The sequence below is a fragment of the Streptomyces sp. 150FB genome, from assembly GCF_000818195.1.
Lineage (GTDB): Bacteria > Actinomycetota > Actinomycetes > Streptomycetales > Streptomycetaceae > Streptomyces.
The window spans coordinates 6844398-6863629 of record NZ_JTHL01000001.1; the positions used below are offsets into that span (position 1 = coordinate 6844398).

General features: G+C 70.6%; 17 protein-coding genes, 1 pseudogene and 1 riboswitch. Of the genes and pseudogenes, 5 read left to right on the forward strand and 13 right to left on the reverse strand.

Translation table 11 applies throughout. The features are described 5' to 3' along the window. Window positions 1–28 precede the first annotated feature (28 nt). A complete protein-coding gene (locus QR77_RS29380) occupies window positions 29–1138 on the forward strand; it encodes a hypothetical protein (protein WP_236710852.1) in 1110 nt (369 codons plus the stop codon). A gap of 84 nt (window positions 1139–1222) precedes the next feature. On the opposite strand, the gene QR77_RS29385 is transcribed toward QR77_RS29380, so the two are convergent. The 3 genes from QR77_RS29385 to QR77_RS29395 form a co-directional block, all read right to left on the reverse strand. Continuing rightward, window positions 1223–2623: a hypothetical protein gene (locus QR77_RS29385; protein WP_052489751.1), complete on the reverse strand. Its 1401-nt coding sequence runs from the start codon at window positions 2621–2623 to the stop codon at window positions 1223–1225. A 79-nt stretch (window positions 2624–2702) separates the two neighbouring features. Next, window positions 2703–3278 carry a hypothetical protein gene (locus QR77_RS29390; RefSeq protein WP_040025032.1) on the reverse strand — a complete coding sequence of 192 codons (576 nt, stop codon included), beginning with the start codon at window positions 3276–3278 and terminating at the stop codon, window positions 2703–2705. A 553-nt stretch (window positions 3279–3831) separates the two neighbouring features. Beyond that, on the reverse strand, window positions 3832–4218 hold the full coding sequence (locus tag QR77_RS29395; RefSeq protein ID WP_040028871.1) for a metalloregulator ArsR/SmtB family transcription factor: 387 nt from the start codon (window positions 4216–4218) through the stop codon (window positions 3832–3834). Window positions 4219–4312: 94 nt separating this feature from the next. Between QR77_RS29395 and QR77_RS29400 the strand changes: the two genes are divergently transcribed. Further along, window positions 4313–6307 (forward strand): heavy metal translocating P-type ATPase, encoded by a 1995-nt coding sequence (locus QR77_RS29400; protein ID WP_040025033.1) that lies wholly within the window; start codon window positions 4313–4315, stop codon window positions 6305–6307. A 149-nt stretch (window positions 6308–6456) separates the two neighbouring features. Here QR77_RS29400 and QR77_RS29405 read toward each other — a convergent pair whose 3' ends face one another. From QR77_RS29405 to QR77_RS29420, 4 genes are all read right to left on the reverse strand, one after another. Next, entirely contained in the window at window positions 6457–7461 is a 1005-nt protein-coding gene (locus tag QR77_RS29405) for a cation diffusion facilitator family transporter (protein ID WP_040025034.1), read from the reverse strand. A gap of 634 nt (window positions 7462–8095) precedes the next feature. Next, window positions 8096–9361, reverse strand: coding sequence for an MFS transporter (locus QR77_RS29410; RefSeq protein WP_040025035.1), 1266 nt, complete (start codon window positions 9359–9361; stop codon window positions 8096–8098). Further along, window positions 9358–10554, reverse strand: a complete 1197-nt coding sequence (locus QR77_RS29415; protein ID WP_052489145.1) for a PLP-dependent cysteine synthase family protein — start codon at window positions 10552–10554, stop codon at window positions 9358–9360. The genes QR77_RS29410 and QR77_RS29415 overlap by 4 nt, the downstream gene beginning before the upstream one ends. 133 nt (window positions 10555–10687) lie before the next feature. Next, complete coding sequence (locus QR77_RS29420; RefSeq protein ID WP_040025036.1) at window positions 10688–11125, reverse strand: hypothetical protein; 438 nt, start codon at window positions 11123–11125, stop codon at window positions 10688–10690. A gap of 288 nt (window positions 11126–11413) precedes the next feature. Between QR77_RS29420 and QR77_RS44140 the strand changes: the two genes are divergently transcribed. Beyond that, entirely contained in the window at window positions 11414–11584 is a 171-nt protein-coding gene (locus tag QR77_RS44140; protein WP_078877306.1) for a hypothetical protein, read from the forward strand. An 83-nt stretch (window positions 11585–11667) separates the two neighbouring features. Here QR77_RS44140 and QR77_RS29430 read toward each other — a convergent pair whose 3' ends face one another. The 6 genes and pseudogenes from QR77_RS29430 to gcvT form a co-directional block, all read right to left on the reverse strand. Further along, entirely contained in the window at window positions 11668–12546 is an 879-nt protein-coding gene (locus QR77_RS29430) for a glycosyltransferase family 2 protein (protein ID WP_040025039.1), read from the reverse strand. A gap of 155 nt (window positions 12547–12701) precedes the next feature. Next, window positions 12702–12980: pseudogene (locus tag QR77_RS44145) on the reverse strand (phosphorylase); the annotation flags it as partial. A gap of 224 nt (window positions 12981–13204) precedes the next feature. After that, a complete protein-coding gene (locus tag QR77_RS29435; RefSeq protein ID WP_040025040.1) occupies window positions 13205–14587 on the reverse strand; it encodes an L-serine ammonia-lyase in 1383 nt (460 codons plus the stop codon). Between the two features lie 187 nt (window positions 14588–14774). Continuing rightward, a complete protein-coding gene (gene glyA, locus QR77_RS29440; protein ID WP_040025041.1) occupies window positions 14775–16043 on the reverse strand; it encodes a serine hydroxymethyltransferase in 1269 nt (422 codons plus the stop codon). Between the two features lie 43 nt (window positions 16044–16086). Continuing rightward, window positions 16087–16464 (reverse strand): glycine cleavage system protein GcvH, encoded by a 378-nt coding sequence (gene gcvH, locus QR77_RS29445; protein ID WP_040025042.1) that lies wholly within the window; start codon window positions 16462–16464, stop codon window positions 16087–16089. A gap of 78 nt (window positions 16465–16542) precedes the next feature. Beyond that, complete coding sequence (gene gcvT, locus QR77_RS29450) at window positions 16543–17685, reverse strand: glycine cleavage system aminomethyltransferase GcvT (RefSeq protein WP_040025043.1); 1143 nt, start codon at window positions 17683–17685, stop codon at window positions 16543–16545. A 163-nt stretch (window positions 17686–17848) separates the two neighbouring features. Beyond that, a riboswitch (glycine riboswitch) is annotated at window positions 17849–17946 on the reverse strand. A gap of 187 nt (window positions 17947–18133) precedes the next feature. Here gcvT and QR77_RS29455 point away from each other — a divergent pair. Both QR77_RS29455 and QR77_RS49265 read left to right on the forward strand, forming a co-directional pair. Next, on the forward strand, window positions 18134–18886 hold the full coding sequence (locus QR77_RS29455; protein ID WP_040028873.1) for an AAA family ATPase: 753 nt from the start codon (window positions 18134–18136) through the stop codon (window positions 18884–18886). 52 nt (window positions 18887–18938) lie between these two features. After that, on the forward strand, window positions 18939–19232 hold a 294-nt coding region (locus QR77_RS49265; protein ID WP_040025044.1), incomplete at its 3' end, for an SseB family protein.

Genomic DNA, 19232 nt, shown 5'->3' on the forward strand with positions numbered 1-19232 from the left:
CGGTCCGGGCGATGACAAGGAGACTCCCATGGTCCACCCCGCACCGCTTCACCCCACCCGGCGGCAGTTGGTCCGCCGTACGGCGTTGGTCCTTCCGGCGCTGTCCGTCCTCACTCTGACTCTCATGGCGCCCGAGGTGGCCACCGCGCGGGACGGCGACGCCTCTCCCGGTCCCACGCCCAGGGCTCAGGCCTTCGACGGGGAGCGGGCGCTCGGGGCGGTGTCGGAGGTGACACAACTGTGCGGCCGGCCCGGGAGACAGAGCTGCTCGTTCCGGCTCGATCCGAAACGCTCCCGTGAATACACCAGCGCCGTGCACTCCGTGGCCAACGGCGCCATCAACTGCACCAGTGAACCGATGACCGTCAAGCGGACGGTGACACTGACGTCCAGCAGCGCCGACAACATCGGCGGGGAGATCTCCGGCAGCGGCACCATCGAGGGGGAGGTGGCGACCGACAACGAGGTCAGCGGTTCGGGCACGGGTACGGTCTCCGCGCAGCAGACGCACCAGGAGAGCGACACGGCCAGCGCGACCAAGGAGACCACCGCCACCATCGGTTCGACGAATCACACCGCCCCCAAGGACAAGGGCCCCAACCAGGAGACCAAGGTCGAGGGCACCGCCAAGGACAGCGCCACCGTCCAGCACCAGACCACCAACACCGAGCAGATGACGGAGACGGGCAGCACCACCGTGGCCGGCAAGAGCAACATCCACCTCGCGCTGAAGGGCGCGTTCACCGCGGCGTTCAAGGGCACTTGGAACCACACCTGGAGCATGACCAACACCGAGACGACCGAGGTGGCATTCACCATCAAGGCCAATGACGAGCTGCAGTTCGGTGCGCTGAACGCGATGACCCGCGTCGTCGGGGACCTCGTGGTGGACGGCACGGGCAAGCTGGTCAAGAACGTCGCCGTGGACGGCCCCTCCACGGTGAACTCCAGCACCGTGGTGGCACAGACCTTCACCAACCCCGACAAGTGCCAGACCCTGCGGCCCAAGGGCGCCGAGGCCGCCCAGCCCGATGAGCGCCGCAGCCTCCGCCGGGCCGCCCCCGCGCCCCGAACGGGCACGCCCACCGGCCGCTATGTCCTGGACCCGGACCGGACGACCTGGCGGCGGGTCGGCTGAACCGTCCGCCGCCGTACGGGTGACGAAGGGCGGCCGGATCCGATCCGGCCGCCCTTCCCCTCGCGCAGCGGCGTACGACCCCCGTCAGCGGGTCCGGGACTCCTCGACCGGGGCGACGGTGACGGGCCTGACCCGGGTCCCGGCGTCCGAGGCACGCGCGGCCACCTGAAGCAGCCCGGTCACCGGGATTCCGGCGCGCAGGGTCGGAGCACCGATCGTCTCGTCCGGGGTCCGCTCGTTGTAGCGGGAGTCGGCGCAGCGGGCCAACTCGACCTGGCTGAGCGGTCCGGTCCGCTGGTAGAAGCGGTCGCCGAAGGCACCCGACGCCACGTCCACGGTGACGTCGAGGCGCAGATCCGGGGTCTTCACCAGGGTGCCGGTGAGGCGCTCCCGCGCCGGCTGCACCTCGACCCAACTGACCTCGCCCGGCTGGACGGTGACGGCGACCTTGCGCTGTTCCTTGCGGTTCCACAGCAGCGGGTTGGTGGTGGCCATCTCCACCGGGTTGCCGTCGGCCCGGGTGAAACCGCCGCCGATCTGCACGGCGATCTCCTTGAGGCTCTCGTTGAGCGGCTGCCGCGGATTGAGCGGCTTCTTCTCCACCGCCACGAAGTACTGGGTGAGGTTGTCGTACGGGTACTCCTGCCAGTCCACCAGACGTTCGTCGGTGACGGCGTTCCGGGTGCAGTTGATGTACGCCTGGCCCACCATGCGCGGCCGGTCGTAGTACTGGAAGGAGTAGCGTTCGTCCTTCTCGAAGCGGCAGGCGTCGGCGGAGTTGCACGCCGTCACGACGTCCTTGGGCGGGACCGCTTCATGGTTCTTGTACGCCTCGGGCATCGGAAGCTGCGGCTTCTTGTCCTTGTACGGTACGGGCGCGGGCACCTGCTGGGCGCGGAACCGGGTCAGCAGCGGGCCGCACTTGGACGCCTTGTCCGGCTGCTTCGAGGTGAAGGTGACCTTCGGGTTGTTCTCCTCGGCCGTGAAGGAGTACGAACGGCCGGACTGCCAGGCGGCTGTGCCCTTGTCGGTGCCCTTGGTGGTGAACTGCGCGGGTACGGGAGCGCCGGCCGACGTCCCGGGTGCGACCACCTCGTAGCGCTGCCCGTCGCCGACATCGCTCTGCTTGCAGTCGGCGTGGGTGCTGGAACTGTCGTCCCAGGTCACAGTGATCTTCGAGCCCTTCTGCACCCGCCACAGCCGGGTCGTCAGAGTGCCCGGTCCCGAAGAGTTCAGGGAGACTGCCTGGAGCCCGTCGGGATGGGCCGCGAGTGCTTTGGGGAAGTGCTGGACCTGCACTCCCGTCCACCGGTCGGGAGCCTTCGTCGCGGGCGCCGCGGCCGTCATCTCGGGCACGGCGGCGTCGGGGTTCTCGATGGGCACGGCGACCTCCTCGGCCGCGACGGCCGGGAGGGGCGGGGCCGCGAGTAAGAGGGAGCCACCGAGCAGGGTGGTCATGCAGCGGCGCACGAGGCGTCGTGACACGGACATCTCCTTGTCTGGAGCACTGGGGCTGGGGTGGGGAAGGGCCCGGCGGCACGGGGCACCGGACCGGGCGGACTGATCAGCAGGCCCACCACTCGGAGGGGGGAACGATCACATCCGAGTCGCTCAGCCGGTCCCGCATCCCGGAGGAGGAACCGCACAGCTCCGCCGCGCCGCCCGCAGCGGACTGGTCCCGCTGGACGGCGTGGAAATCCTGCTGCGCCTGGGCGTGGCCGTTCTGGTTCTGCTGCCAGGTCTCCTGCGCAGGGCCGGTGATCGGCTTGGCGCAGTTGTGGAAGTTCTCCACCTGGCACTTGTCGTTGGCCGCCTGGTTCTGCGCCACGCCGGAGCAGGCGGTGCTCGCCGGGATCCCGTTGACCGACTGACAGGGGTCCGCGCTCGGGGGCGGCACGGGCAGGGGGTTCTTCGAGGGTACGGCGGGAGGCGAAGGCTTCCCGGGCGCCGGCGCCTGAGGGGTCGGTACGGGAGGGGTGTACGTGGCGGTCTCCGCGCGGATCCCGGCGCCGTACGGCTCGCGGACGGCGGAACCGGAGGCGGAAGCGGCGGAGGGCTGTCCGAAACTCAGAGCGACCAGGCCCGCCACGGCCGCGAACACGGCCAGGACCGGCAGCAGGCGCGCGTACAGGACACGCATGGGACTCCTTCTGTCAGGGGCTCTGTGGCTGGCCGGGAATCCCAGGCCACCGGCGACAGGTTCCGGCAGCCCGGCCGGTCCCGCCATCCGACCGTTGTGGATCTTGAGCCATCGGCGGGACAACTCCCACGAGTGGCCCCAAGGCCGGGTGGTGGCCCATGACCGTCATGCGGCGGCGGTGAGCCGGGGCGGGCGGGCGGCCCGGCGAGTGGTGGGTTGACCAGGGGGCTGATCTGCCCTTCCGGAAGAACTCGCCGCAGCGATCGGTGCCGTCCTCGCCGACATCTCGGGCTTCGCCGACGACAGATCCGAAATCCGCGCCACCACTGACGCCATGATCCGCCTCCTGGTCGGAGCGCCGCCGCACTCCGACTCAAGGAGCGATTCGCCCGGGTCGTTCAGGTCCAGGAAGCCGGGAGTCATCAGCTTCGGCGGAGCGCCGACGAGTCGAGCACGATCCGCGTGCTACCCGGCCCGCGGAACTGATCTCGTACCCGCCCTTCCGGCACCGCTTTCCGCGACCTCGGCTCCGAGAAGGCGGGAACGTGACCGCCTACTGCCGGGCCGCCGGCGCCACTTCGGCGGCGGGGGCGTCGCGCAGGCCGAGCCGCAGGTGCTCGACGTGGAAGAGGGCCTGTTCCAGGAGTTCGGCCACGTGGTTGTCGTACAGGCCGTAGACGATGGAGCGGCCCCGGCGCTCGCCTGTGACGAGCCCGAGGTTGCGCAGCAGGCGGAGTTGGTGGGAGCAGGCGGAGGCTTCCATGCCCACGGCCTCGGCGAGGTCGCCGACGGCGCAGGGGCCTTCCTGAAGGCGGGCCAGGATGTACAGCCGCGAGGGGGTGGCCAGGGCCTGGAGGGTGGCGGCGACGTCGCCGGCCCCCGCCGCGTCCAGGCGCTCGCGGGGGGTGGCGTGGTTCTTGTCGTCGGCTCCGTGACCCATGCCGCCCATCCTACCGGCAGTACATGAATACCTGTTCATATATTCATGTACGGTGGAGGTGCCGTCGTCTTCCGCCCTGAAGGGTTGTTTTGTCATGCCTTCCGACCTGCTCCAGCGGCCCGAACGGGCAGCTCCGGCCACATCGCGTACGGCGCCGAAACGGCGTACCCGGGTGTTCGCCCTGGCCGAGGCTCGCTGGGCCGCCGCCGCGCTGATGCTGTTTCTGATCGCACTGCCGCTGCATCTGACCGGTGCACCCGCCTGGTCGTGGGGGCCTCTCTATGCCGCCGCCTACGTCACCGGCGGGTGGGAGCCGGCCTGGGCGGGGCTGACGGCGCTGCGGGAGAAGACCCTTGATGTGGACCTGTTGATGATCGTGGCCGCGCTCGGTGCGGCCTCGATCGGGCAGGTGATGGACGGCGCGCTGCTGATCGTCATCTTCGCCACCTCCGGCGCACTGGAGGCCCTGGCGACCGCCCGCACCCAGGACGCGGTGCACGGTCTGCTCGACCTCGCGCCCACCACCGCGACCCGGCTGACCAGCGACGGGAGTGAGGAGAGCGTCGCCACCGCCGACCTGGTGGTCGGGGACACCATCCTGGTACGGCCCGGCGAACGGGTCGGCGCGGACGGCCGCGTGGTGGACGGGGCCGGCGAGGTCGACCAGGCCACCATTACCGGCGAGCCGCTGCCGATGGCGAAGGAAACCGGTGACGAGGTCTTCGCCGGCACACTGAACGGCACCGGCGCCCTGTGGGTGAAGGTCGAGCGGGACGCGTCCGACTCGGTGATCGCCCGGATCGTGGCCATGGTCCAGGAAGCCTCCGAGACCAAGGCGCCCACCCAGTTGTTCATCGAGAAGGTCGAGCAGCGCTACAGCCTGGGCATGGTCGTCGCGACCCTGGCGGTCTTCCTCATCCCGCTCGCGTTCGGCGCGGACCTGAGCGGATCACTGCTGAGGGCCATGACCTTCATGATCGTCGCCTCACCCTGCGCCGTGGTCCTGGCGACGATGCCGCCCCTGCTCTCGGCCATCGCCAACGCCGGACGCCACGGCGTCCTGGTGAAATCCGCCGTCGTCATGGAACGCCTCGGGCAGATCGACGCGGTCGCCCTCGACAAGACCGGCACCCTCACCGAGGGCACACCTCGCGTCACCGACATCCGACCCCTGGACGGCTCCGGTCTGGACGAGAGCGCCCTGCTGGCGCTGGCGGCTGCTGTCGAGCACCCCAGCGAGCACCCGTTGGCCCGTGCGGTCGTCGACGCCGCGCGCACCCGGGGCCTGGCCATCGTCGGCATGCAGGACTTCATCTCCACTCCGGGCACCGGCGTCACCGCGACCGTGAACGGTCACACGGTTGCGGTCGGCGCCCCAGCCCGGCTCCTTGACGACAACGATGACGCCCCCGTCCCGGTCCGTGCCGCCGAGGTCGCGGCCGACCTGGAGGGCGGCGGGCGCACCGCGGTCCTGGTCCTGCGCGACGGCGTCCCGGTCGGGGTGCTGGGCCTCGCGGACCGGCCGCGGCCCGATGCCGCGACGACCGTCACAGCCCTGACCGCACTGACCGGCAGCACGCCGATGCTGGTGACGGGCGACAACCCGCGCGCCGCCGCCCGCCTGGCCGCCGAGATCGGCATCACCGGCGACGACGTCCACGCCGGTCTCCTGCCCCAGGACAAGGTCGAAGCCGTACGGCGCCTGGAGGCGGGCGGGCGCAAGGTGCTGGTCATCGGCGACGGTGTCAACGACGCCCCCGCACTCGCCGCCGCCCACATCGGCATCGCCATGGGCCGCGCCGGCTCCGACCTCGCCCTGGAAACCGCCAGCGCCGTCATCGTCCGCGACGAACTCGCGACCATCCCCACCGTCATCCGTCTGTCCCGCGCCGCCCGCCGTCTGGTGGTGCAAAACCTCATCATCGCCGCGGTGTTCATCTCCGGCCTGGTCATCTGGGACCTGGCGGGCCATCTGCCGCTCCCGCTCGGCGTGCTCGGCCACGAAGGCTCCACCGTCATCGTGGGCCTCAACGGCTTGCGGCTACTGCGCGATGCCGCCTGGACCCGCGCCGCCCGGGACGCGCGGTGATCCGCCGCGGCGAAAAGGCCGCCCCTGCCTCTGTCCGGCAGGCGGACAGGACGCCATCCGTGCCTCGATGGACCCGACAGGCGAGCCCGACGTCCCGGAGCGGTGCGGACGCTGGTACCGAATGGTGGCCGGGGGATGGTGGCCGGGGGTCAGTGATCGTGGGGCTGGTCACGGTGGGTGGGGCCGTGCGGCTCGTCGCAGTGCGCGGGGTCCCCGGTGGGGGGCGGCCCGGTGAGGGTGAGGGTTTCCTGGGGTGCGTGGTCGACCTGGAGGGTGGTGTGGGTGATGTGGTGGTCGGTGCCGAGGAGTTGTTCGAGGTCGCGGCGTACGGCGTGGCAGTCGCCGCCGGGGGTGACCAGGACATGGGCGGACAGGGCGGGCTGGCCCGAGGTGATGGCCCATACGTGCAGGTCGTGGATTTCGACGACGGAGGGCTGGGCGGCCAGTTGGTCGCCGATGGCGTCGGGGTCGACGCCGGCTGGGGCGGCTTCGAGGAGGATCCGCCCTGATTCGCGGACCAGGCCGTAGCCGGCCTTGAGCATGAGGACGACGACGAGGAGGGTGGCGATGGCGTCCGCGCGCACATAGCCCGTGGTGAGGATGATCAGGCCGGCGACGGCGGTGCCGATGAACGCGAACAGGTCGTTGAGGATGTGCTGATAGGCGCCCTCGACGTTCAGGGAGGTGCGGTTGGCCTTGGAGATGCACCAGGCGGCCGCGATGTTGACGACGATCCCGGCGAGCGCGGTGGCGAGGATCAGGCCGCCCTGGACACTGGGCGGGTCGATGAGGCGGCGGACGGCTTCGTAGCCGAGCCAGAGCGCGAGGAGCAGCAGGGTGAGGCCGTTGGCCTGGGCGGAGAGGATTTCGGCGCGCTTGAGCCCGTAGGTGAAGGTGCCGCGGGCGGGGCGGGCGGCCAGGCGCATCGCGATCAGGGCGAGGGCGATGGAGGCGGCGTCGGTGAGCATGTGTGCCGCGTCCGAGAGCAGCGCGAGGGAGCCGGAGGCAAGGCTGACGACGACTTCGACGGCCATGAAGGCGGTGATTAGTGCCAGGGCTGTGGCCAGCCAGCGCCGGTCGGCGTCGGCCGCCACCCCGTGGGAGTGCCCGGCATGGCCGCCCGGGGTGTCGGGATGTTCCTGGTGCCCGCTCATGCCCGTTGGTCTCCCCTTGGTGGTGAGGGCGTTCGGTGGTGAGGCCCCGCGAAGTGAAGCGCACCCGGGCCCGATCGGCAAAGGCTGCACTGGTGTCCGTTGTCAGTACCAATAACATGCCGCTGACCTGCGGGTATGTCAGCCGGTGGTGTGGCGGGGGAAGTACTTGCGGGAAGACAGTCATACGGGGACGGGGTCCAGGGGATGATGAGCCGGCCCAGACACCCCCTTCGTATCGCCGTCACCGCCCCGGCCGGGGCCGCATCGTACGGGCTGCGCCGTTCGCGGCCGCGAGTGTGGGCCTGGCGGGCCTGGCCCACCATGTCGCGCCCGGCGCCAGCCCCCTCGCCCTCAGCGCCCCGCCGGCGCCGGCGCGTCAAGCGCGGCCCCGAGTACCCCCGCCATCTCACCGGCGGCGGTGAGCACTTCGCCGAAACCGCAGCCGGCAGTGACAGCGGTGACGGACCGGGGACGGGCGCGCTCGTCGGGACCGTCGCGGCTGTCCTGCTTGCCGTGGGCGGCGTCACCGCGTGGTGGCTGCGGCGCCGCTCGGCATGGGTGGGCCGGTGACTGAGGGCCGGGTGTGCGAGGAAACGGGACCGTTCCCCGCGCGCCCGGCCCGGGTGGCCCGCCGTCAGGCGATCGCGGGCTGCGGTACGGGCGCGGTGAGCCGCCCGCTGCGTGCCAGGGCCAGGACGGCGCTCGCGCAGGCGGCGCCGGTCAGTGCCAGCGCGGTCCACACCAGCCACAGTGCCCGGTGCTGCTGGGCGTAGTCCCACAGGGCGCCGGTGGCCAGGTTGCCCAGGGTGATGCCGATACCGGAGACGGTGTTGTAGAGGCCGTAGTGGGTGGCGACCAGGCGGTTGCCGGCCAGGGAGACGATGGTGTCCATCTCCAAGGGGTAGACGATCGCACTGCCGGCGGACAGGGCGATCACCGCCCCGGCCAGCGCGGCCAGCGCCACCGCACCCGGTACGGCCCGGCCGCTCGCCGCGAGCAGGGCGAGCGGTGTGAAGGCCAGGCCCATCAGGGCGAGGCCGCGCACAAGTGCCTGTTCACCGTTCCACCGGTTTTTCGCCCAGCCGGTCAGCCGCAACTGCCCGGCGACGGCCACCGCCGCGGACAGGACGAACAGCAGGCTGGTGGCTTTCGTGCCGGCCGCCCCGAACGCGTCCCCCGCGGCCAGCGGCAGCGCCAGGTAGACCTGGAAGGTCAGCACGTAGGAGCCGATCATCGCAAACGAGAACAGCAGGAACGGCCGGTTGGCCACCACCGTTCGCCACTGCGCCGGCACCCCGCCCGCCTGCCCGCCGGGCTCAGCGCCACGGCGAGCGGGCAGCGACCGGCCCTGCATGAGGGTCAGGAGGGCGAAGATGCCCGCGGCGATCAGGCACACGAGGCGGAAGTCGGCGGCCAGCAGCGCCAGTCCGACCAGGGGCCCGGCCAGCATTCCGGCCTGGTAGTAGACGTTGAACGTCGCGAACGCCTCCACCCGCCGCTCCTCTCCGGCTTCGGCAGCGAGGTAGGCGCGTACGGCCGGGTTGAACAGTGCGCCGGCGAAGCCGGTGGCGGCCGAGGCGACAACGAGGACGGGCAGGCTGTCCACGACGCCCAGCAGGGCGAACCCGGCTGTTCGCAGCAGACACCCGGCCATGATCGGGGCTTTGTAGCCGAAGCGGTCGGCGATCGTGCCGCCGATGAGGAACATGCCCTGCTGGGAGAAGTTCCGTACGCCCAGCACCAGGCCGACCGCCCACGCGGCAAGACCGAGCTCACCAGCGAGGTGAGCGGCGAGGTAGGGCATGAGCATGTAGAAGGCGAGGTTGATGGCGAATTGGTTAACCATCAGCAGCCGCACGGCGGGCGGGAAGCTCAGCGTGGAGGTCCACAGGCTCTTCACCGGCCCACTCCCGCCAGGCCCGCCACTCCCGCCAGGCCCGCCGCACCCGCCAGGCCCGCCGCACCCGCGACAACGCCCTGCCCGGCAGGGGGCGGGGCGGGGTCCAGGACGGTTTCGCACTTCGTCCACCGGGTGATCACCCGTTCCCCACCGTGGGTGATCCGGTCCGGGGCGTCGGCCGGTTCGCATCCCAGGAGTTGGCGTTCCCGGCACCAGGTGTCGTCGAAGACGGTGCCGGCATAGCGGTGCGGGCCGTCGGGGAACACGGCGGCGATCCGGGCCTCGGCCGGCAGGGTGGCGGCGAGATGGCGGGCGACCAGGGCGACCGCGCCCACGCTCCACCCGCCGGTGGCGTACCGGGAGCGGGCCAGCGCCCGCGCCGCCCACACCGCCTCACCGGCCGCGACCCAGTGGACCTCGTCGAAGAGGGTGTAGTCGACGTTGCGCGGGTAGATGCTGCTGCCCAGCCCCCGCATCAGCCGGGGCGTGGCCTCCTGACCGAAAATGGTCGAGCCGGGCGTGTCGACGCCCACCACCTTCAAGGCCGGGAAGTAACCGCGCAGTACTGAGGCGACGCCGGCGGAGTGCCCGCCCGTACCCACGCTCACCACCAGGGCGTCGATCCGCCCGAGCTGGGCAACCAGTTCCCGGGCGAGACCCGCGTAGGCGCTCACGTTGTCGGGATTGTGGTACTGATCCGGGCACCACGCGTCCGGGTGGAGCACGAGGAGTTCGGAGACACGGTCACGGCGCGCCTGCTGCCAGCCGCCCACCGGATGGGGCTCCGAGACGCTCTGCACGTCAGCGCCGTAGGCGGCGAGCAGTCCCGACACCAGGGGCTCCATGCCGGGGTCCGTGACGACGGTCACCGGGTGGCCGTAGACGATCCCGGCAAGCGCGAGTCCCAGTCCGAGCGTGCCGGAGGTGGATTCCACGATCCGCGCACCGGGCAGCAGATCGCCGCGCTCACGGGCGCGTTCCACCATGAACAGGGCGGTACGGTCCTTGATCCCGCCGGGGTTGTGGCCTTCAAGCTTCGCCCAGAAGCCGCGTCCGGCATCCGTGAAGGGCTCGCCGACCCACAGCACCGGGGTATCACCGACCAGGGCGGCCGGGCTGTGGGCCCGGCGGGCGGCACCGCTCAGCAACTGGGCCGGCGCGGGGGCGAAAGAGGGCATGAGAGAGGAGTTCATCGCACAGGTCTCCTGCCGGCCGCCGCATCGCCCGGTCAGGGCGGGGCAGGCCGGAATGTTCGAGGACAGAACCGTCGGGAACGAGGGCGCCGCCGGGCACGCGCTCACGGGCGCGACCAGCGGCACGGTCCGCTCAGGTCCGCCACACTCCCAACACCGCGCGCGTGCGGCTGTTCTCCGCCTGGTGACCGCCACCCTTGATGCCGCAGAACGCCCGGCTCATCGCGGACTGCCGCCCGACGTCCCCGGGCAGGAGGAGTCCGTCGTCAACCGCAGGAGGCGCGGGCAGGTCTGCCCGGGGGCCGTACGCGGCGTGCTCGTCCACCCCGGCGCACCCCATCCCTGCCCCGTGGTCGCACAGAACCGGATCGGTGAACCGGACAGCCGGCCCGCCATGCGCGGGCGGACAGGCGGTGGCCGAAACGGCAGCCAGCGAGTCGGTCCGCGGCAGCCCGGCGGCCTGCGCGCCGTGAGCGCAGCCGAGCAGGTGGAGCAGCCCGGCCAGCACCGTGACCAGCACCAGCCGCCACAGCACAGGCCGGGACATCCGAAGCCCCGCCCACATCAACATGCAACTAAACGTATCCGATCAGTTACATAAAGTGCTCGTTAAGGAGTGATGCGCCCTCGCGGGTCATTCGAACATGAGTTCTAATATCGGGATGGACTCCACTCCCATTGCCGCCCTCGATGACCTGGCACGAACCCAGCACGCCTGGAGAGCCACCTACGAGGCACTCGCCGCCCCCGCCAACCCCTACTTGAACACCCTGCTGCGCCGGCGTCTGCTCCGGCTGTCGACCCGATTGGTGCGGCTGCGCCAGCGGACCAGGAGCGAAGCGCCAGGAGGAAATCCCGCGTGTGCCCAGGACGGATCGCGGAGTACGGGGAGGAGCCGACGATCCGGGAGATCGGCCGGGCAGTCGGCCTGTCCAGCAGCAGCTACTTCGCCTACCAGCAGCGCCGGATGGAGGAGCGGGGGCTGATCAGCCGCACCGATCGACAAGGGCGCTCGATCCGCCTCGTCTGAAGAGACGCGGGTCGAAGATCCACCTCACAACCGGGCGATCTGGTCTGCCCATGTCCACCGGCATCCCCGCAGCGAACACCCGCTTAGAGGATCGGGGGGCGCCCTGCGCGGGTGAGGCGGGCGACGGTACGCCAGCTCATGGGGCGCTGTGTGCCTTGGCCGCCTCGGAGGCCTTCTCGGAATCCGGTGAGGGAGACGCGCAGGGCTGAGCGATTCCGTACGCGCCACAGGGTGATGAGGATCCAGGTGGCGAGGTTGAGGGGGATGAGTGGGCGGGGGAGGTTGCGGCGGGCGAGCCAGACGCGGTTTCGGGCGTTGAGCCGGTAGAACGTGTCGTGGCGGGCCGGGTCGGTGGCTGGGTGGTGGACGATGATGTCGGGCACGTAGCGGCCGGTGTGTCCTTCGTTCCACAGTCTCCAGGCCAGGTCGATGCCCTCGTGGAAGAGGAAGAAGTGTCCTGGCCAGCCGCCGGCCTTGTCGAATGCGTCGCGGCGTACGAGTACGACGCCTTCGGCCATGACGGTCACGGTGCCTGGGCGTGAGGGGTCGGCGGCGCGGAGGCGTGGGACCCATCGACGCAGGGTGATATGGGTGTCCGGGTCGGTGATGCGGGGCTGGGCGTAGGCGAGTTGGGGGTCCTCGTGGAGTTCCGCGACGAGGCTGACGAGAACGTGCGTGTCGGGCAGGTAGGCGTCGTTGTCGAAGAAGAAGAGGTAGTCGCCTTTGACGTTGTCGGCGCCGATGTTGCGGCCTTCGGGGATACCGACGTTGTCGGGCAGGTCCACGGTGCGTACGCCGGGTGGGATCTGCTGGGGGGTGCAGCCGTTGCCGACGACCACGACGTCGAGGTCGATGCCTTCCTGGGCCAGGAGCGAGGCCATGGCCCGGGGGAACTCCTCGGGGCGGTCGTTCATGGTCAGTACGACGGCGCCGACGGACGCGCGCGGTGCACCTGTGCTCACGTGGGTGGGTGTCCTTCGCTGCGTTGCGGGGAGAGGTCAGGGCCGGTGAGGAGGAAGCGGGTCCGCCTGTCGAACCGGCTGGCAGCCCGCAGCCCTGCTCGTCACGGGGCGAGCCCGCAAGGTGGAATTGGCCGTGCGTTTGCTCTGCGGATGGCTCACTTTAGTGTCTTGGACACTGTGGGAGCGGTGTCTGAACGGTCGTTCGGCAGAGCGGTGAGTGCGGCGGTGAACAACGAGTGCAGAGCTTTGGTTGTGGCGGGAGAGTCGGCGCGTGGTTGTCGGTGGAGGAGGGAGTCGGCGACGACGAAGCCGGCTGCCGCGTGGATGCTCCGGCGCTCGGCGACGGCGAAGACCGCCGCTGCTTCCATGTCGGCGACGAGGATGCCTTGGGCGGTGTATCGCCTGACTTCGCCGGCGGTCTCGCGGTAGGGCGCGTCGGTGCTCCACCCGTGCCGCCATCACAGCCAAGGACAGTCCACGTACGAGTCGGTTCGTGTGGTTCGTCGGCGTCGGTGCTACCGCGGAGGAGCGAAGCGCCGGGAACTTTTCAGGGAATTTCAGCTCTGTCAGAGGGACTGTCCAGGGACGATCCGCAGTGCGAGCGGGAAAGCCCGTGACAGAGCTGGAAGATGGGAAACACCTGATCAGAAGCTGTGAGTCAGCACTCGATGATGTTCACGGCGAGCCCGCCGCGCGCTGTCTCCTTGTACTTCACGGACATGTCGGCGCCCGTCTCCTTCATCGTCTTGATGACCTTGTCCAGCGAGACCTTGTGGTTGCCGTCGCCCCGCAGCGCCATCTTCGCCGCGGTCACGGCCTTCACCGCCGCCATGCCGTTGCGTTCGATGCACGGGATCTGTACCAGGCCGCCCACCGGGTCGCAGGTCAGGCCCAGGTTGTGTTCCATGCCGATCTCCGCCGCGTTCTCCACCTGCTCGGGGCTGCCGCCGAGCACCTCGGCGAGTGCGCCCGCCGCCATCGAGCAGGCCGAGCCGACCTCGCCCTGGCAGCCGACCTCGGCGCCGGAGATGGAGGCGTTCTCCTTGAAGAGCATGCCGATCGCTCCGGCGGCGAGCAGGAAGCGGACCACGTTGTCGTCCTTCTCCTCCGCCGTGGCGCCGCCGGCCGCGAAGTTCATGTAGTAGTGCAGGACCGCGGGGATGATGCCCGCCGCGCCGTTGGTGGGGGCCGTGACGACCCGGCCGCCCGCCGCGTTCTCCTCGTTCACGGCCATCGCGTAGAGCGTGATCCACTCCATGGCGTGCACCTGCGGATCGCCCTCGGCGCGCAGTTGGCGGGCCGAGTGGGCGGCGCGCCTGCGGACCTTCAGGCCGCCGGGGAGGATGCCCTCGCGGGACATGCCGCGCGAGACGCACGCCTGCATGACCCCCCAGATCTCCAGCAGCCCGGCGCGGATCTCGGCCTCCGTACGCCACGCCTTCTCGTTGTCCAGCATCAGCGCGGAGATCGACAGGCCGCTCTCCGCCGACATCCGCAGCAGCTCGTCGCCGGTGCGGAAGGGGTGCTTGAGCACGGTGTCGTCGAGCTTGATGCGGTTCTCGTCCACCGCGTCCTCGTCGACGACGAAGCCGCCGCCCACCGAGTAGTACGTCTTCTCCAGCAGCAGCGTCCCTTCGGCGTCGTAGGCGAAGACCGTCATGCCGTTGGCGTGGTACGGGAGGGCCTTGCGGCGGTGCAGGATCAGGTCCTGGTCCACGTCGAAGGCGATCTCGTGCATGCCGAGGACACTGAGCCTGCCGCTGCTGCGGATACGTTCCGCCTCGGCGTCCGCGTTCTCGGCGTCGACCGTACGGGGGGAGTTGCCCTCCAGCCCCAGCATCACGGCCTTCGGGGTGCCGTGGCCGTGGCCCGTGGCGCCCAGGGAGCCGAAGAGCTCCGCCCTGAGCCGGGTGGTGTGGGCGATGAGGCCCTCGTTCTTCAGGCGGCGCGCGAACATACGGGCCGCGCGCATCGGGCCGACCGTATGGGAGCTGGAAGGGCCGATGCCGATCGAGAACAGGTCGAAGACCGAGATGGCCACGGGAGGTACTCCTAGCTGGTTGGTAGACGCCGTTGTCTGCCGGGTGGTGCGGAACAGGTGCTGCGGAAGCTGTGGTGCGGAAGCGGTGGTGCGGAAGAACGCGGGCCGCATGGTGCGGGGCACCGCGCACACTCCAGTGTGCGCGGTGCCCCGGGGAAGACGCTGGTACGGCCGGGTGTGAGTCGGCTTACAGGTCCGGGTACAGCGGGTACTTCGCCGCCAGCGCCGAGACCCGTCCCGCCAGCGCGTCGCGGTCGAACTCCGGCCTGAGCGCCGCCGCGATGACATCGGCGACCTCGGCGAAGTCCTCCACGGTGAAGCCGCGGGTGGCGAGCGCCGGGGTGCCGATCCGCAGGCCCGACGTGACCATCGGGGGGCGCGGGTCGTTCGGGACGGCGTTGCGGTTCACCGTGATGCCGACCTCGTGCAGCCGGTCCTCGGCCTGCCGGCCGTCGAGCTCGGACTTCCGCAGGTCGACGAGGACCAGGTGGACGTCCGTACCGCCGGACAGCACGGCGACACCGTGCTCGGCGACGTCCGGGCGGCCCAGGCGCTCGGCGAGGATGCGCGCGCCGTCCAGGGTGCGCTGCTGGCGCTCCTTGAACTCCTCGCTCGCAGCGACCTTGAAGGAGACCGCCTTGGCCGCGATGACATGCTCCAGCGGGCCGCCCTGCTGACCGGGGAAGACCGCGGAGTTGATCTTCTTCGCCAGCTCCTGCGTGGAGAGGATCACTCCGCCGCGCGGGCCGCCGAGAGTCTTGTGCGTGGTCGTGGTGACGACGTGCGCGTGCGGCACCGGGTTGGGGTGCAGGCCCGCGGCGACCAGACCGGCGAAGTGCGCCATGTCGACCATCAGGTAGGCGCCGACCTCGTCGGCGATCCGCCGGAAGGCCGCGAAGTCGAGCTGGCGGGGGTACGCCGACCAGCCGGCCACGATCAACTGCGGGCGCGACTCCTTGGCGAGGCGCTCGACCTCGGCCATGTCGACCTGGCCCGACTCGCCGTCGACGTGGTACGGCACCACGTTGTACAGCTTGCCGGAGAAGTTGATCTTCATGCCGTGGGTGAGGTGCCCGCCGTGCGCGAGGTTCAGACCCATGATCGTGTCGCCCGGCTTCAGCAGCGCGAACATCGCCGCCGCGTTCGCCTGGGCGCCCGAGTGCGGCTGTACGTTCGCGTGCTCGGCGCCGAAGAGCTCCTTCACCCGGTCGATGGCGATCTGCTCGATCACATCGACGTACTCACAGCCGCCGTAGTAACGGCGTCCCGGGTAGCCCTCCGCGTACTTGTTGGTCAGGACCGACCCCTGGGCCTCCATGACGGCGACCGGAGCGAAGTTCTCCGACGCGATCATTTCGAGGGTGGACTGCTGACGGTTGAGTTCGGCGTCGACAGCGGCGGCGACGTCCGGGTCGAGCTCATGGAGCGAGGTGTTCAGAAGCGACTTCGAAGACATCACAGTCCCTGGGGAATCGGTTGCCGTGGCACGTCAGTTGCCGTCAGTTGCCGGAGAAAGCGGTGTACTCGTCGGCGGTGAGCAGGTCTCCCGGCTCATCGGCGACGCGCACCTTGAACAGCCAGCCGCCCGTGAAGGGTGCCGTGTTCACCAGCGAGGGATCGTCCACGACGTCCTGGTTCGTCTCGGTGACCTCGCCGGACACCGGGGCGTACAGGTCGCTGACCGACTTGGTGGACTCCAGCTCGCCGCAGGTCTCGCCCGCGCTCACCGTGTCCCCGACGTCAGGGAGCTGGACGAACACGACGTCGCCGAGGGCGTTCGCCGCGAACTCCGTGATGCCGACCGTCGACACGCCGTCCTCGGCGCCCGTCAGCCACTCGTGCTCCTTGCTGTAACGAAGCTGCTGGGGGTTGCTCATGAGCTGAATTCTCCTGTACGCGGGGGAGTGGTGGGGAACACCTGTCGTGCGGATGTCATGCGGACCGATACGTCCATATCACTTCTGGCGCTTGTAGAACGGCAGCGCCACGACCTCGTACGGCTCGTGGGAGCCCCGGATGTCGACCGCCACGTCCGGGGTGCCGGGCTCCGCGTACGCGGCGTCGACGTACGCCATCGCGATCGGCCTGCCCAGCGTCGGGGAGGGGGCGCCCGAGGTGACCTCGCCCACGACGGCGCCGCCCACGACGACGTGATAGCCGGCGCGCGGGACCCTGCGGCCCTCGGCGATCAGGCCGACCAGCTTGCGCGGCGGCGCGACCGCGGTGAGTTCGGCCGCGGTGGCGAGGGCCATCCGCCCGACGAAGTCCTCGGTGCCGGCCGCCTTCTCGAACTTCACGACCCGGCCGAGTCCCGCGTCGAACGGCGTCAGGGCCGTCGACAGCTCGTTCCCGTACAGCGGCATGCCCGCTTCGAGGCGGAGCGTGTCACGGCAGGACAGGCCGCAGGGGATCAGGCCCACGGACGCGCCCGCCTCCGTCAGCGCCTGCCAGAGCCGCTCGGCGTACCGCGGCTCGACGAACAGCTCGAAGCCGTCCTCGCCGGTGTAGCCCGTACGGGCGATCAGCGCCGGGACACCGGCGACGGTGCCGGGCAGCCCCGCGTAGTACTTGAGGCCGTCCAGGTCCGCGTCGGTCAGCGACTTCAGGATGCCGGGGGACTCCGGGCCCTGTACGGCGAGCAGGGCGTACGCGTCACGGTCGTCGCGTACGGTGACGCCCTTGGCGTCCCCGGGCCCGAAAGCGACCGCGCGCTCGACCAGCGCGTCCAGCACGGTCTGGGCGTTGGACGCGTTCGCGACGACCATGTACTCGTCGTCACCGAGGCGGTAGACGATCAGGTCGTCGAGGATTCCGCCGTCCTCCCGGCAGATCATCGTGTAGCGGGCCCGGCCCACGGCGACCCCGCTGATGTTGCCGACCAGCGCGTAGTCCAGCAGCTCGGCGGCGCGCGGCCCCGTCACGGTGATCTCACCCATGTGGGAGAGGTCGAAGAGGCCGGCCCGGGTGCGGACGGCGTTGTGCTCGTCGCGCTCGCTGCCGTAGCGCAGCGGCATGTCCCAGCCGGCGAAGTCGGTCATGGTCGCGCCGAGGGCGCGGTGTACGGCGTCGAGCGCGGTGAGGCGAGGGGCTTTGCTCATGAAGATGGCTCCCAGGGCATGACGGCAGGACGGTGAGGACGATCCTCCCCATCTGTCATCGGAACCTGAGAGGTTCACCACGACCCCGCACCTGCGTGTCGGCGGCCGTGGTTTGCACCTTGGGTGGGACCGCGCGACAGCGCGGCCCGCTTTTCAGATCTGCCTCATCCACGCGGTACGGGGCCTGAGAGATTCAAGGGAGGAACTTGCTCCTTCGGCGCCCGGTACACACGGTGACCGGGACTCTCCCGCGCGGATTCAAACGGCCGGTATGCAGTTGGCGGGCACATCATCGCATGCCGTGCGCCCGGACGGCGCGGCAGGAGCGCAACCGTCCCCGCCGCGCCCGGGCCCGTGAAAGGCTTGCACGGCATTACCAATTCTTTACACTTTGTGGGCAGACGCATGGGGTCGGGTGATTGTCCGTGACGAGGGGGACGGCATGGCGATGACGGTGAAGCGCTCCGGTGTCCGTACGAGGAGCCCGGGGGAGCCGGCCCGGCCCGCTCCCTCTGTTCCTCCCGTACCTCTGGCCTCCGTGCCCCACCCCTCCGTACCCCAGCCGCCCCCGTCCGCGCCCCCGTCCGCGTCGGTCACGGTCCTTCCGGTGGCCGGCGTCCGCGATCTACGGGGCAGGGGCGGCCGGGTCCCCGGCGGCCTCCCCGGCGGCCTTGTCTTCCGTACCGGCGACCTGGTGGTCGTCTCCGGACTGCCGGGCAGCGGCAAATCCACCCTGATCCGGCGCACCGCCGACGGCGGCGGGATCGACTCGCAGGACGCCAGGGACCGTTGGGACCGGCGGATGCCGCGCCTCCTCCCGTACGCGGTCTACCGCCCCGCCGTGCGGATCGCGCACTACCTCGGGTTACGGCGGGCCCTGCGCTCCGGCGAGAGCGTCGTCGTGCACGACTGCGGCACCCAGAAGTGGGTCCGGCGCTGGCTGGCCGGTGACGCCCGCAGGCGCGGCGGGCACCTGCACCTGGTCCTGCTGGACGTACCCCCGGAGGTCGCGCGCGCCGGACAGCGCGAGCGCGGCAGAGGCGTGTCCGGTTACGCGTTCGCCCGCCACCGCCGCGCCGTCCGGGGGCTGGTGCGCGACGCCGAGGGCGGCAGACCGCCCGCCGGATGCGCCTCCGCGATCCTGCTCGACAGGGAAGCGGCGGCAGCGCTGGGCCGTATCGCTTTCCTCGCTGCGCCCTGACCCCGAGGCGTTAGGGTGCAGCGGCAGGTACGAGGGTGGAGGGGAAGTCAGAGTGAATACAGCATGGCCGGGCAACGAGCTCGAAGAGGTGCTCACGGCCTCGCTCGGCAGCGAAGGGGCGGGCGCGCGGTTGGTCGAGGTGCTCGGCCGCAGTCAGGTCTGGGTGCCGCTGCCGAACGGCGGAGGGCCGGACAGTGCCGGGCTCGACCTGCCGACGGTGGAGATCGAGGGCGCTCCGTACGTCCCGGTGTTCAGCTCCGAGCAGCAGTTCCTCCAGTGCGTCGGCGCCCATATGCCCTTCACGGTCGCGCCGGCCCGTGAGTTCGCGCGCGGCCTGCCGCCGCAG

Coding starts and splice junctions, on each gene's coding strand:
- QR77_RS29380 (WP_236710852.1), top strand. CDS start 29: ATGGTCCACCCCGCACCGCTTCACCCCACCCGGCGGCAGTTGGTCCGC.
- QR77_RS29390 (WP_040025032.1), bottom strand. CDS start 3,278: ATGCGTGTCCTGTACGCGCGCCTGCTGCCGGTCCTGGCCGTGTTCGCG.
- QR77_RS29395 (WP_040028871.1), bottom strand. CDS start 4,218: ATGGGTCACGGAGCCGACGACAAGAACCACGCCACCCCCCGCGAGCGC.
- QR77_RS29400 (WP_040025033.1), top strand. CDS start 4,313: ATGCCTTCCGACCTGCTCCAGCGGCCCGAACGGGCAGCTCCGGCCACA.
- QR77_RS29405 (WP_040025034.1), bottom strand. CDS start 7,461: ATGAGCGGGCACCAGGAACATCCCGACACCCCGGGCGGCCATGCCGGG.
- QR77_RS29415 (WP_052489145.1), bottom strand. CDS start 10,554: ATGAACTCCTCTCTCATGCCCTCTTTCGCCCCCGCGCCGGCCCAGTTG.
- QR77_RS29420 (WP_040025036.1), bottom strand. CDS start 11,125: ATGTTGATGTGGGCGGGGCTTCGGATGTCCCGGCCTGTGCTGTGGCGG.
- glyA (WP_040025041.1), bottom strand. CDS start 16,043: ATGTCTTCGAAGTCGCTTCTGAACACCTCGCTCCATGAGCTCGACCCG.
- gcvH (WP_040025042.1), bottom strand. CDS start 16,464: ATGAGCAACCCCCAGCAGCTTCGTTACAGCAAGGAGCACGAGTGGCTG.
- gcvT (WP_040025043.1), bottom strand. CDS start 17,685: ATGAGCAAAGCCCCTCGCCTCACCGCGCTCGACGCCGTACACCGCGCC.
- QR77_RS29455 (WP_040028873.1), top strand. CDS start 18,134: ATGACGGTGAAGCGCTCCGGTGTCCGTACGAGGAGCCCGGGGGAGCCG.